The 13278-nt window shown below is 41.5% G+C and carries 12 protein-coding genes and 1 riboswitch; of the genes, 5 read left to right on the forward strand and 7 right to left on the reverse strand.

Features of this window, described 5'->3' with window-relative positions:
* Positions 1–127: 127 nt before the first annotated feature.
* From AAC978_RS04450 to AAC978_RS04460, 3 genes are all read right to left on the reverse strand, one after another.
* Positions 128–982 carry a transporter substrate-binding domain-containing protein gene (locus tag AAC978_RS04450; protein ID WP_341546806.1) on the reverse strand — a complete coding sequence of 285 codons (855 nt, stop codon included), beginning with the start codon at positions 980–982 and terminating at the stop codon, positions 128–130.
* A gap of 118 nt (positions 983–1100) precedes the next feature.
* A riboswitch (Lysine riboswitch) is annotated at positions 1101–1282 on the reverse strand.
* A 48-nt stretch (positions 1283–1330) separates the two neighbouring features.
* Positions 1331–1735: a (deoxy)nucleoside triphosphate pyrophosphohydrolase gene (locus AAC978_RS04455; protein WP_341546807.1), complete on the reverse strand. Its 405-nt coding sequence runs from the start codon at positions 1733–1735 to the stop codon at positions 1331–1333.
* 29 nt (positions 1736–1764) lie between these two features.
* Positions 1765–4671 carry an ABC transporter substrate binding protein gene (locus AAC978_RS04460; protein WP_341546808.1) on the reverse strand — a complete coding sequence of 969 codons (2907 nt, stop codon included), beginning with the start codon at positions 4669–4671 and terminating at the stop codon, positions 1765–1767.
* 127 nt (positions 4672–4798) lie between these two features.
* Here AAC978_RS04460 and AAC978_RS04465 point away from each other — a divergent pair, with 127 nt between their 5' ends.
* Positions 4799–5473 carry a uracil-DNA glycosylase gene (locus AAC978_RS04465; RefSeq protein WP_341546941.1) on the forward strand — a complete coding sequence of 225 codons (675 nt, stop codon included), beginning with the start codon at positions 4799–4801 and terminating at the stop codon, positions 5471–5473.
* A 141-nt stretch (positions 5474–5614) separates the two neighbouring features.
* Here AAC978_RS04465 and AAC978_RS04470 read toward each other — a convergent pair whose 3' ends face one another.
* Positions 5615–6076 (reverse strand): DUF2680 domain-containing protein, encoded by a 462-nt coding sequence (locus tag AAC978_RS04470; protein ID WP_341546809.1) that lies wholly within the window; start codon positions 6074–6076, stop codon positions 5615–5617.
* Between the two features lie 231 nt (positions 6077–6307).
* Here AAC978_RS04470 and AAC978_RS04475 point away from each other — a divergent pair, with 231 nt between their 5' ends.
* From AAC978_RS04475 to AAC978_RS04490, 4 genes are all read left to right on the forward strand, one after another.
* Positions 6308–7003, forward strand: coding sequence for a response regulator transcription factor (locus tag AAC978_RS04475; protein ID WP_341546810.1), 696 nt, complete (start codon positions 6308–6310; stop codon positions 7001–7003).
* Positions 6993–8552, forward strand: a complete 1560-nt coding sequence (locus tag AAC978_RS04480) for a sensor histidine kinase (protein WP_341546811.1) — start codon at positions 6993–6995, stop codon at positions 8550–8552. The genes AAC978_RS04475 and AAC978_RS04480 overlap by 11 nt, the downstream gene beginning before the upstream one ends.
* Before the next feature lie 4 nt (positions 8553–8556).
* The gene (locus AAC978_RS04485) at positions 8557–9225 is read left to right on the forward strand and encodes a cytochrome c biogenesis CcdA family protein (protein ID WP_341546812.1); all 669 of its coding nucleotides are present in this window, start codon (positions 8557–8559) and stop codon (positions 9223–9225) included.
* An 88-nt stretch (positions 9226–9313) separates the two neighbouring features.
* Entirely contained in the window at positions 9314–9907 is a 594-nt protein-coding gene (locus AAC978_RS04490) for a TlpA family protein disulfide reductase (protein WP_341546813.1), read from the forward strand.
* A gap of 233 nt (positions 9908–10140) precedes the next feature.
* On the opposite strand, the gene AAC978_RS04495 is transcribed toward AAC978_RS04490, so the two are convergent.
* The 3 genes from AAC978_RS04495 to brnQ form a co-directional block, all read right to left on the reverse strand.
* Positions 10141–10449 (reverse strand): hypothetical protein, encoded by a 309-nt coding sequence (locus AAC978_RS04495; protein ID WP_341546814.1) that lies wholly within the window; start codon positions 10447–10449, stop codon positions 10141–10143.
* A gap of 73 nt (positions 10450–10522) precedes the next feature.
* A complete protein-coding gene (locus AAC978_RS04500) occupies positions 10523–11635 on the reverse strand; it encodes a GGDEF domain-containing protein (RefSeq protein ID WP_341546815.1) in 1113 nt (370 codons plus the stop codon).
* A gap of 178 nt (positions 11636–11813) precedes the next feature.
* Positions 11814–13127 (reverse strand): branched-chain amino acid transport system II carrier protein, encoded by a 1314-nt coding sequence (brnQ, locus tag AAC978_RS04505; RefSeq protein ID WP_341546816.1) that lies wholly within the window; start codon positions 13125–13127, stop codon positions 11814–11816.
* Positions 13128–13278: the final 151 nt, after the last annotated feature.

Below are 13278 nucleotides of genomic sequence, written 5' to 3' on the forward strand. Positions count from 1 at the left end.
ATGAGCCTCAAAAAACGGGGTGTCAGATCCAAATCATAATTAGCAAAGTATAAAACCGACTGCATGAAATGTAGCCGGTTTTATAACGTATTATTCGCAGTAGCACAAAAATATTTAGAAATTATGCTTAGTTTGCTGCGGGCTGATTCTTAATAGCTTCATCCATGATCTTGATCCGATCATCTTCAGAGATACCCTTTAAGATTTCATTTATTTTTACTGTGAGCTCGCTTCCTTTAGCGACTCCTACAGCAATAGCTGTATCTTCAGCCGAGGTTTGGAACCCTTCTGTGAACTCTACCATTTTAAAGTTGCTATTGGCTGCTTGAGCACTAACTCCTTCGGGACGCTCTGAAACATATCCATCAATCATGCCGGATTCTAAAGCTACTCGCATAGCTGGGAAGTTATCCATGGCTGTTTCTTTAACGACACCATTGATTTGGTCAATAACACTATAGTGGAAGGTGTTGAGCTGGGCAGTGATTTTAGCACCTTTAAAATCTTGAATTGATTTAGCATTCTCAAAAGGACTGCCACTCTTAACGACCATAATAAGATCTGATTGATAATAGATATCGGAGAAGTCGATAGTTTCTTTGCGATCCGCGGTGGGAGACATCCCCGCAATAATAGCATCTATTTTATTCGAGGTTAATGATGGCACAAGCCCATCCCATTCGGTTTTAACGATGACCAGCTCTTTGCCTAAGCCTTCAGCAATTCTTTTGGCGATTTCCACATCGTAGCCACCAGCATATTCAGCGCTACCATCAATTTTCACCCCACCATTAGCAGCATCCATTTGTGTCCAGTTAAAAGGAGCATAGCCTGCTTCAAGACCTACTCTGAATACTCCCTTTTCTGAACCCGCAGGGGCCTTAGTGTCCCCAGCTTTTTGATCGCTACTGGCGCCACAACCTGTAGCTAGCAGCATAGTCGATAAGACTACTGCAACCAATAATGATAATTTTCTCTTCATTGATGAACCCTCTCCTTCTTACATCCTTCTTTTAATAATTTGTTGACAAAAATAAATGAGACCTGAGGCGGAGCTCAGGTCGCAAAAAACATGTTGCTTAAATACCCCTCATTTCCCCCGTCGAGATAGCACAACTCAATAAACTGGGACGTTTATTAAGACAGTCCTGCAGTTATTCACTGCAGACCCAGCAGACAATACTGAGCGTATTATTAGCTTCGGCGATATTTCCTTCTCCTTAGTATCATCACTGCTCCCGTTCCAAAAAGGACTAATAAACATCGCGCCTCTACCCCACCCAAAAAGTGAGGTGTATATGAAATTATGTTAAGTCTACAATACTAGAACTTATCTGTCAACCGCCCTACAAAGTTTAATCTGAGTCAACTTATGGGCAATGGGCACATCAGCCGGAAGCAAATTATAATCTAGAAGCTCACCTGTGTTCACCCATTCATAGCAATCATGAACCCTAAGCTGAGGCTCACCATTAAGGATATTGACCATGTAAGCTAACAAGCGGATTGACCCTTGAGTGTAGGTGTAGATACTTTCCATTACAAATTCTTTAACCTCCACCTCGACCCCAAACTCCTCTAGGAGCTCACGTCTTAAGCATTCTTCAGGAGATTCCCCTACTTCTACTTTGCCACCCGGAAATTCCCAGCCTCCCGCATGTTTCTCACCAGGAGCTCGGCGGGCAATGAATACTTGATTATCTCGGAACATAATCGCTGCCGTCACATCTTTCATGCTCTATCCTCATCTCGACTTGCTTTTGCTTAGTCAAATTGAAAAAAGTTTATGTCATAGATTTGATCTGCTTGATCGGATTCTAGAGGTTTGCTGAAGAGATAACCTTGAATCATATCGCAACCGCTAGCTTTCAACCGCTCGTACTGCCATTCTTCTTCAATACCCTCAGCAGTAATCACTAAGTTAAGACCATGAGCCAAAGCGATAATGCTATCGATAACTTTCGTATTACCCGAGTTTAGGAACTTGTCGCACAGGGTCTTATCTAATTTCACCTTGTCCACCGGAATATAGGTAAGATAATTGATTGAAGAGAAGCCTGTGCCAAAGTCGTCCAAGGCGATACTTATCCCCATGCTTTTTACCTGCTCTAAAAACTCTAGGGTGAGATTTGTTTCCTCCAATAAGATACTTTCTGTGATCTCTAGTTCTACATACTGGCCATTAAGATTGTATTCTTTAAGAGTCTCAACGAGGAAGGCAAGATATTCCTTATCTCGCATCTGTTTGCTGGAAAAGTTTATCGAGATCCTTTTTCTCGGATGTCCCTTGTCTCGCCAGCTTGCTAACTGCTGGATGGCTTTTATGGTCACAGCTCTACCAATCTGACAAATCAAGTCCGACTCCTCAGCAATCCGAATGAAAACATTGGGCGGAATCGCGTGATTCTTCAATCGAGCTAATGCTTCAAAGCTCTCCACTTCACCCGTCTTTACATTAACCTGTGGTTGATAGAGGAGATAGATGCCATCTTCTTGGAGGGATTTACGGAGAATCCCTTCAACCTCAGATTTATTGCGAAGCTCTTTTTGCATCTCTTGATTATAGAACATATGATTGTTTTTCCCGTTTCTCTTCACGTGATATAAAGCCGTATCAGCGTTCATAATCAATTGATGAATATCCGTACTGTCTTCTGGGAAACGGGTTATTCCTATACTAAACTTAATATTAAATTCAGTGTTATCGATAAGGATGGGTTGGGCAAAGATTTCTCGGATATGCTTTATACATCCCTCGACACTCCCACCTCCGTTGCTACTTAGGACCAGAAACTCATCGCCGCCAAACCGCGAGATAAACATACCTTGGCAAGCGTTCTCGGACAATCTTTGCGCTACGGCGCGCAGTACCTTATCTCCCCAAACATGGCCAAGGGTATCGTTAATTTCCTTGAAATTATCAATATCCATAAAGATGATGATTAAAGGATTCCCATTTTGGGTTTCTTCCATCAATTTATTCATAAAGGACATGCGATTTGGCAAGCCGGTTAGATAATCATTGTGAGCAAGCTGATCGATATACTCTTCTTGCAGCTTCGTTACGGTCACATCAGTTAAAATGCCATACAGTAGTAACTGTTCTTGATCTCCACTTATGGCTTTCCCTTGAATCTTAATCCATTTGGTTAGGCTCCCAGCTCTAAGAGGAACCTGAAGGTTGATTTCGTTCTTCTTTTTGCTAAGATAGGCTTGGATTTCCTCATCTATTCCTCGTATCGTGTCACCAGTTAAAAACCTTCTCATAACCCGATCGATATTCCCCATGGAATGAAGAGGTAAAGAGAATAGGTTATTGATGTTTTCAGAAAAATATACCTTCCGAGTCTGTAGATTCACTTCCCAAACAACACTATTCGTACTATTGATAGCATGCTCGTATTTCTGATTTAAGAGCTCATTCCTTCGGGCATTTTCTTCAATAACCTGATATTGAAAACGCAGCTCTTCTTCAGTAGCCGCTAATTCTTCATATGTAGCGGAAAGCTCTTCATTGCTTTCCTTCAGCTTCCTTTGCATGGATCGATGTCTTAGATTATCCAGCCCCAGCAAAGTACTAATGATCAGCATAACAATTAATACTCCAAAGATGCCCAAGATAAAGTAAAGATGTTCCTCAAAGTAGCTAACTTCCTTATTTATAAGAACCGCATCATGAGGGACCAAGCCTTTATCCATGTTAAATTTCTGCAGCACTTGATAATCAAAAATTGGATAATAAGGGCTTTTATCAATCATGGTAATTGTCTCAATGGGCGTTCCAGCTAAAACCTGCAAAACCATATCTCCAGCAATCTTTCCGGACTCTTGATAGGAGATCTGGATTCCTCCTACTATACCTTGCCCTACCCCACCTATAGATGGCCGATACACCGGAACATAGGTATTCTCACTAATAAAGGCCGCAGCTTCTTCGATGGTCTTATATTCCCCAGTCCTATCATGATGCATATCTAAATACAAAATGATAGAGTCATCTTGTATCCCTTGAAAGATTTCCGCCAATTCTTCGTAGGTATATTCGGATGTATTAATATCCTCAAAGCGAAGACTCGGGTAATAGCCTACTGCACCATAGAACTGGTCCTTATGACCGGCTCCTGTAATGCTGTTGTCCAAAATCCCGATGACCCGTTTGACATTCGAATTAAACTTCAAAGCCAGTTCAATATTCTCTTTATAAGGGGTAATTTCGATGACACCTGTTATATACTCATTCTGAGCAGCCTTTTCAGCACGGTTTACATCATTAATCCCTAAAAAGATGATGGGTAGTTCATCAAAAAGATCTTTTTGATGGGTCGTGGCAAATTCAAGTGCCTGATCATCGCCCACGATGATGGCATCATAGGGATCCAGAACCTTTAGTTTATATTGCAACGAGGCATAGAAGTTATCGATATGTTCTTGAGTGTCAAACCGTTTGGTATCCATATATTCGATGTCTAATAGAATCCGATGGGGATCCAGTGCCTCATGAATTCCTGCTATCTGATCGGGAACAGAATTATAGTTCTGAGAATAAGAGCTAATGAATAAAACCCGCGGATCATCCTGAGCATAAATGCTGGTACTGGCCCCTATTGTAAAACAAATCAAGGCGAGGATGATTGTTATTTTTTTAGTTAAGTTTTTTCTGTCGTTTCTCATCCACATGCCTCCCTCTATTATTTATACTATATTTCCTTAATAGACACAATTAATTTAAAAATATATTCTAGAAATTTCTGAAAAATATGCGAATACTTATATGTTATAATGAGTAATGGTGATGAAAATGCAAATATTAAAGAATGATTGGCATGAATTGCTTAAAGATGAATTTAACCAAGACTATTATCTGCGCCTAAGACAATTTCTAATTGACGAATACCGCACAAAAACTATCTATCCGGATATGTATGATATTTTTAATGCCTTGCACTTTACACCTTATCATGGGGTGAAGGTCGTTATCTTAGGGCAAGATCCTTACCATGGCCCTAACCAAGCCCATGGCTTAAGTTTTTCTGTCAAACCTGGTGTTCCTGCGCCGCCCTCTTTGCAAAATATCTATAAAGAATTACAAAGCGATCTTGGCTGCGCCATCCCGAACAACGGTTATCTCAAAAAGTGGGCCGATCAAGGCGTCCTCCTTCTTAATACTTCCCTGACAGTGCGTGCCAGTGAGGCTAATTCTCACAGTCAGATCGGCTGGCATCTGTTTACTGATAAAGTCATAGCGCTCTTGAACGAGCGAGAAGACCCAGTTGTGTTTATTCTTTGGGGTAAAAATGCCCAAGCAAAGCAAGCTCTTATCAACAAGTCTCAACATTGCATTATCAAGTCAGTTCACCCCAGTCCTTTATCGGCCTATGCCGGCTTCTTCGGCAGCAAACCTTTTTCCAAGACCAATGACTTTTTATTCTCACTAGGAAAGAAACCGATTGACTGGCAGATAGATAATATCTGATCAAATAGCAACAGAGGATTGTATAGTACAGCAAAGCCAGACTGCAAGGACATATTCCTTACAGTCTGGCTTTTTACACAACTATTATAGTCTTTAAAAATGTTTCCTCTGCCTATCCAGGCTACTCTCTACTCTAACCTATTATCTAGTCTGGTTGTAACCGAATCCTCCCCAGGCACCGCATCCGCCGCCTTGGCCACGACCCATCATGCCACCATAACCGTAGCCCATCATTCCGCCACGGCCTCTACCATAACCATCGCCGTAGCAATATCCTTGATTCTGTTCAACGGCTGTAATTATACGATCTGCTTCTTGTTGTGTCAGATCACCTGATTGAACTCTTTGTGCTAAAGTATCCTTTTTCATTTCTAAAATTTCTTTTTGGTACTCATCAAGTTTACCCGCTTCGTCGGCAATGGCTCCAAAGCTCTTGCCAGTTTGATATTGCTCGGTAAGTACGCTTTCTACTGTTTTTCCAGTGATACCCGCCAAGGCCTCTGCTGGATTTTTGTAGTTTGAAGCAGCTAAGACTGTTGAGGAAGTCGCCCCAACCCCGAGCACGATGGCTCCGATTAGAATTGCCTTTTTGAACTTTGTCATTTTCATACCTCCTAATTAGTTGTCCGATGACTACCCACCGTGAGATTCAAAAATCCTTACGTCTGAACCTTTGCTTATAGAGTAACCAAAGTTTATGGCATAACTATGTCTTTTTTGGGCAAAAAGTATTATATTTTAAAACTTTATCTCCTTAGCAAATGACATACTTTTGTCACAGGTATTTTTACAATCCTATGGTAAAATAGGATATCGATACTTAGGAGGATCATTATGTTGACATTATTAATTGCCGATGATAATAAACAAATTACCTCGATATTAGAAGAATACGCTAAAAAAGAGGGCTACCAGCCTCATATTGCTTGGGATGGATATGATACTCTGGAGCTTTTTCATAAGCTTCAGCCCGACTTGGTCCTATTAGATGTAATGATGCCCAAAATCGATGGTTTTGAGGTATGCCGAGAAATTCGCAAGACCTCTAACGTCCCGATCATCATGATCACTGCCCGGGGCGAAGATTTTGAAAGAATCATGGGTCTGGATATTGGAGCCGATGACTATATTGTCAAACCCTTTTCTCCCGGTGAGGTCATGGCGAGAGTACGGGCCATTCTACGCAGAATCAGTCAGACGGACGGGCAAAAAAAGCAAATCTTAACCTTTGCTAATCTACTGATCAATCTAGACGACTATATCGTAACAATAGACCAACACCCCGTCTCTTTAACAAAGAAGGAAATCGAAATTCTCTGGACTCTTGCTTCGAACAGCAACAAAGTATTCTCTCGTGATAATCTCCTCAATAGCGTTTGGGGTTACGACTACTTTGGCGATATTCGTACCGTGGATTCCCACATTAAACGTTTGCGGTCCAAACTGGATTCCTTCCCCCATGAAAACTGGGAGATAAAGACTATTTGGGGCGTAGGCTACAAATTCGAGGAAAAAAACTATGAAGAATAAAATCGCTCTTAAACTCACCCTTTATTTTTCCATGAGCCTGCTCCTTTTCTCACTGATTATCGGCAGTGTGTTTATGTCCTTGTTCAAGGACCAAACTGTTCAGCTACACCAAACTGAAATGGAAAAACGCGCAACCTCCATAGCTGGAACCCTGTCAACCTTATTAAGCGACTCTAATATCTCCACCGAAACCCGTAGCAACGAGACCGGAAGAAACGGTATGGGCAACATGGGGGGTATGGGTGGTGGTATGATGAACGGTATGGGCATGGGCGGAATGGGTGGCATGATTTCCGGTATGGGTGGCTATAGCTCTTACCTCCAATTCTTGGATGAGATTGCCATGGCAGATGTCTGGATCGTGGATGAATCTCTTCAACTAATGACCATCGGCCATATGACTAACCGGCAGATTAACTACGCTGATCTACCGGCTGACGCCAATCAGGTTGTTAAAGAGGTTTTCCTGGGGAGAACCACCTTTAGTGAAGGGTTTAGCTCACTTCTTACTACTCCTACCTTAACTGTAGGTGCCCCCATCAAATCCGGAGATAAAGTCGTCGGAGCTTTGCTTCTCCATTCACCTATTGAAGGGACAAAGGTGGCTCTTCGACAGGGGGCGGGGATTTTGGCCCTGAGCATCGGGGTAGCACTCCTCCTCTCTCTTCTCCTTTCCATACTCTTAGCATACACCTTTACGAAACCCTTGAACCGTATGAAAAAGTCTACTCTGCAATTGGCTAACGGGGACTATGAGGCCAAGACCGGTGTTCAGCAAAAGGATGAAATTGGTGAACTAGCCTCAGCTATCGATATCCTCAGTGAACGTTTAGAGTTAGCTAGCCACGAAAGCGAACATTTAGAACAACTGCGTCGTGACTTTATCTCAAATATCTCGCATGAGCTAAGAACTCCAGTCACCGTCATCCGCGGCTCTTTGGAAGCCCTTTGTGATGAAGTCGTCACTGATCCGGATCAGGTCAAAGCCTATCATCAACAAATGCTTAAGGAAAGCATTTCACTCCAGCGCTTAGTCAATGATCTCTTAGACTTAACTCGGCTGCAAAATCCCGACTTTAAAATTGAAATGTCTGAGCTCAACCTTTGCGATTTACTCAGCGATGTGGTTCGTAGCGCCCAGAATATCGCCCGCAGCAAAGACATCGTCATAAAAACAGAGAACGAACAAGACCCTTTCCAGTGCACCCTTCAAGGAGATTATGTACGTCTTCGCCAGATGTTTCTAATCATCTTAGATAATGCCGTCAAATTCTCTCCACCGCAAAGCGAGGTCTTGGTTACCTTTACTGATCAAGTATTATCGATTAAGGATATAGGAGTGGGCATATCTTCCGCAGATCTCCCCTATATCTTCGACCGTTTTTATAAATCCAAGAATGAGCAAAATATATCTGGTACAGGCCTTGGACTGGCCATCGCCAAACAAATCGCCCAAAGGCATAACATTCAATTGACCGTAGATAGCGAGCTTGGTAAAGGTACAGAATTTAAGTTTATTTTTTCTAATCCCCTGTTGTTGAAAGGGTGATAACGTGGAGTATTTGCTTATATTTCTGGAAGGGATTATCACCTTTATCTCCCCCTGCCTATTGCCCATGTTACCTATCTATATTTCCTATTTTGCCGGACAGGGATCTGAAGAAAACAAACAGAAAGCCCTGACCAATGCACTTGCTTTTGTTCTTGGCTTTACTTTAGTCTTTGTTACCCTCGGAGCTTTTGCCGGAACTGTGGGAAATATATTACGAGAATATAGCCAAGGAGTAAATATCGTCTCGGGACTAATTGTCATCTTATTCGGGCTCAACTTCCTAGGCGTCCTGCGGATTCCCTTTCTTAATCGGCCGCGGCAGTTTGAGGCCAACGTGGTTAATTTGGGCTTTTCCTCATCGCTACTCTTCGGTATCATCTTCTCAATAGGTTGGACTCCATGTGTCGGAGCATTTTTAGGATCCGCCTTGATGTTTGCCGCCTCAGAGGGTGGAAGCTTCAAAGGTGTTTTAATGCTCTTATGCTTTTCCTTAGGCTTGGGAATCCCTTTTGTCGCTAGCGCTGTACTCTTAGACCGTTTGAAATCAACCTTTGACTTCATTAAGCGAAACTATCGCCTCATCAATCTCATCTCGGGAGGACTTTTGGTCATTGTTGGAATTTTAATGGCGACGGGACTGTTGGGGTATTTTCTAAACCTACTTTCCTGATCACGGTAGTCTATGGAATTAACAGGCATTAACACATTGATAGACATCGATAGCTGCGAACAAAATGGAGTGAGGAGGATATTATGATATGAATAGTAAAATAAAAATGATCTTAGGTATCGTGGCCTTTACCTTATTCCTAGGAGTGGCTTATGCTGCCTACTCCTCTTTATCGGAAAAGGTCGACCCAAGCCAAGGGGCCCCGATAAATCAGGGAGAATCTGCCTCTCAAAACCCTGGGAACACCTCAAATAAACGAAAGACCTTAGCATCCGATATCACTGTTTATGGAACCGATGGCAATACATACAAGCTTTCTGATTTTCAAGGTAAGCCGGTCGTTCTAAATTTCTGGGCTTCCTGGTGCCCTCCCTGCCGTGAAGAAATGCCCCATTTCAACGAAGTCTATCAAGACTATAAGCAAGATGTGGTCTTCCTCATGGTTGATTTGGTGGATGGTCAACGGGAGACCGAGGAGACAGGGTCAAAATTTGTTCAGAAACAAGGCTATGACTTCCCTATCTATCTGGACAAAAATCAACAAGCCGCCGCAGTTTACGGCGTTTCGACCATTCCCACAACCATGTTTATTGATGCAGAAGGTTATATCCTTACAGGATATCAAGGTCCCTTAAAGAAAAGCACCTTAGAGACCGTTGTTAAGAGCATGCTTAAGAAATAATTTCTAGATGGTCTTCACGCTTGCCCAACAATGTCCATGTTTTTTTCTATGACTTTTTCCAGGATTGTTCGATCTTTAGTTTCATGACTGTCTCAACAACGCTGTCCTCACTATATTTCGAAAAGGGGCCTATTTTATGCCCTTGCGAAAAACTTGGCATAAAAATGGCCTGCCATCTACATTTTAAGCAAACGCAGAGGTAGGCCATTTCTGAAGAAAGGTAGTCCATTGCTTTATTCAACTAACCGAATCCTCGTTCTGACCACTCCTGCGAATTCTCCATTGACAGTGTAGCTACTATAGGTAATTAACATGCCTACAGCAGTTTTGGTAAACTCCTTTGTTTCCCCTGCTTTAAACTTACTAAGAAACTCGCAGATCTTTTCGCGGTTTTCTGGTCTATGGCAGTCTATTACGTCTAAACCTATAACGGTCTTCTGATAGAACTCCTCTTCAAAGCGATTTGCCCAGATAACCTTGAAGTCTGCATCGGTGACCAAAAGTCCAGCTGAGCTTTCGTAAAAAGCCTTCTCTAGAATCATTCAAATTCCCCCTCTATATTGTTTCTATCTATTAATTATCATTGTTCTTAACACTATATTGCCTAAAAAGTCACTAGATTCGATCGAAATGTTTGACTTTCTTTTGCAGATACATATTATGGTCCGCGGTTTTCAGCAGGGTACTCAAATCCTCTCCATCTTTAGGAAAAGAAGCATAGCCTAAGCTTAACCCTTTAAAACGAATCTTACTCTTATAGGCTGGTATTATTTTATTTTCCAATTGGCCACAAAACTCCTCAATCGTACGGCCCAAATATAAAAAGACGAATTCATCTCCGGATAGTCGATAAAGGGTACCTTGGTCACGATAAAACTGGCGTAATACATTGGCAAACTGCACCAAATATCGATCTCCTTCTGCATGACCGTAACGGTCATTGACCTGTTTAAATTGGTCTAAATCAATAAAAACAATCGAAAAAGCTTTTCGGCTATCTAAACGCTTCTGGGCATCCCGAAAAAATGCATCGCGATTTTTCAAACCCGTTAGAATATCGGTTTTCGTTCTTTTGGTAAGCTCCTTTGCCGTGTTACTGATCACTATTAAGGAATAAAACACCTTATAGGAAAGAATAGTGCAAAGGGTCAACACTAAAGTAATCACAAATTCAAACCCATCGCTATCATATCTGTAAAATTGAGTATTGAGTAGGATATAGGAGAGAAACCAGAGGCTTCCTAAAATAATATAATAGTTCAACATCTCGTCATCAATTTTGCGCAGAGCATACGTGGTCCTTTTTAAGGAAGAGATAAAGAATGGCAAGGTAAATATATAGAACAAGGTTAAGATGAGTAGAATCACCCAGCCGGACCATGCCTCATTAAGCAATGGCTCTACTCTTATAGCTAAAGATAATGAGAAGAGGGTATGAAGCCATGATGTGCAGATGATTGCTAAGGAATATTTAAGAGGCTGGTCGTATAACATCCTTGAGGGTACTAAATACAAAAAACCGAATAGCAAAAAAACCCCATTATGATTTCCAGCGGAGTAGATTTTTGTAGTGAAAAGATACGTCATCCCGATCAGTCCTATTGTAAAAACAGATAATATCAGGAGCGTCTTCATCGGAGCAGTCTTACCCTTTGACGAGATGGTCATAACATAAAGGTTAACCAAGAACACTTCGGTGATTAGCAATAATCTCCAGTCGATATCCATGAGCCTTCTCCTAAACTCAAATCTATGGGTTGTACTCATTCAATGTCCATTATACTACAGAATCTTGTAATTTTTTTGAATTCTTTGGAATGAAAATGTGATTTTACAAAGATTAATGTCAAAAAGCAGAACTCTACAGAAGAGTACTGCTTTTAACTAGAAATTATCTAAGCCCATTTTATACTTCAACTGATTTCCTGGAAGACAGGACTAGGGTTATGACTAATGTTAATAAAGCAGGTATGACCCAACCCAGCCCTAGCTGATAAAAAGGCAACAGGCTTAGTATCTTCGCAATAATACTTTGATTTACTCCCAAGCTTACGCCAATATCATGGATAGCGTCGAGGATAACGAAAAGAACTATTACTCCCACCGTATAAACATAGACCACTCTCTTACCCTTAAAGAAATTATGCAGAAGAGAAAGCATAATCAAGACAATGATGATGGGGTACACGAATTCTAACAAGGGCACCGATATCTTTAAGATATTAGCTAAACCTATATTCGCTAGAGCAAAGCTTACCAAGGTTGTGATGAGCGCAATCGTATTATAGCTTACTCGATAATGGGTCAAGCGGCTAAAGTATTCACCACAGCTGGCAACCAAACCGATGGCTGTGGTAAGACAGGCAAGTGTCATAACGACACCAATAATCGTTCTGCCGGCAACACCTAATAATGTTTCACTGATAAAGATGAGCATCTGTCCATGATTTTCTCCGGTAAATAAGGTTCCCGTAGTAGAGCCTATATAGCCCAAGCCAATGTAGATTACACCCAGCCCTATCGCAGCAATCATTCCCGAAATAATAGTGATCCTCGCAATTTGATTATTGTCGGTTACACCCTTTTCTTTTATGCCTTTGACAACAATCATCCCAAAAATTACGGAAGCAATAGCGTCCATAGTGTTATAGCCTTCTAAAAAACCTCGGGAAAACGGATTTACAAAAATGCTTTCCCTCGCAGTTCCTAGTGGCTGTGTAACACCCACATAGATGACAACAGCTAAAAAAATGAGCATCAGTGGGGTAAGGATTTTACCCACACTATCTAAGAGTTGGGTCGGTCTCAAAACGAAGAATAGGGTTAGGGCAAAAAAGATAACGGAGGATAATAGTAAGGCCAATTGGGAATTCATCCCTTGTGTCAATGGTGCAACAGCTACTTCATAGGTTGTGGCAGCCGTTCTGGGAATAGCCAGCAAGGGGCCAATACACAGAACAGATATGGTAGTAATTATTTTACTAAAGGTAGGATGAACCCGATTAGCAAGTAGTTCAAGATCGCCACCTGCTTTAGCTACCGCCGTAACCCCTAAAAAGGGAAGTCCTACTCCAGTAATGATGAAGCCAAATAAAGCCCAAGAAAGTTGGTCTCCGCTTTGTAATCCTAACATAGGAGGAAAAATTAAATTCCCCGCTCCGAAAAACATGGCTAAGAGTGCAAATCCAGTTATTAAAATATCCTTGTTTGAAAGCTTCATTTCTTCGATCCCTTCTAACGATTTTCTTCTTATAACTATATAATTTTACTTTTTTCAACAAACTATTCTAAGATACCATCTAGCCTAAAGTCATGTCAATCGAAGTGAAATTAATAGAATTTTCGCAAATTCCCGGGAAATTAATTAAAGA

The sequence above is a fragment of the Desulfitobacterium sp. THU1 genome, assembly GCF_038181555.1.
Classification (GTDB): Bacteria; Bacillota; Desulfitobacteriia; order Desulfitobacteriales; family Desulfitobacteriaceae; genus Desulfitobacterium.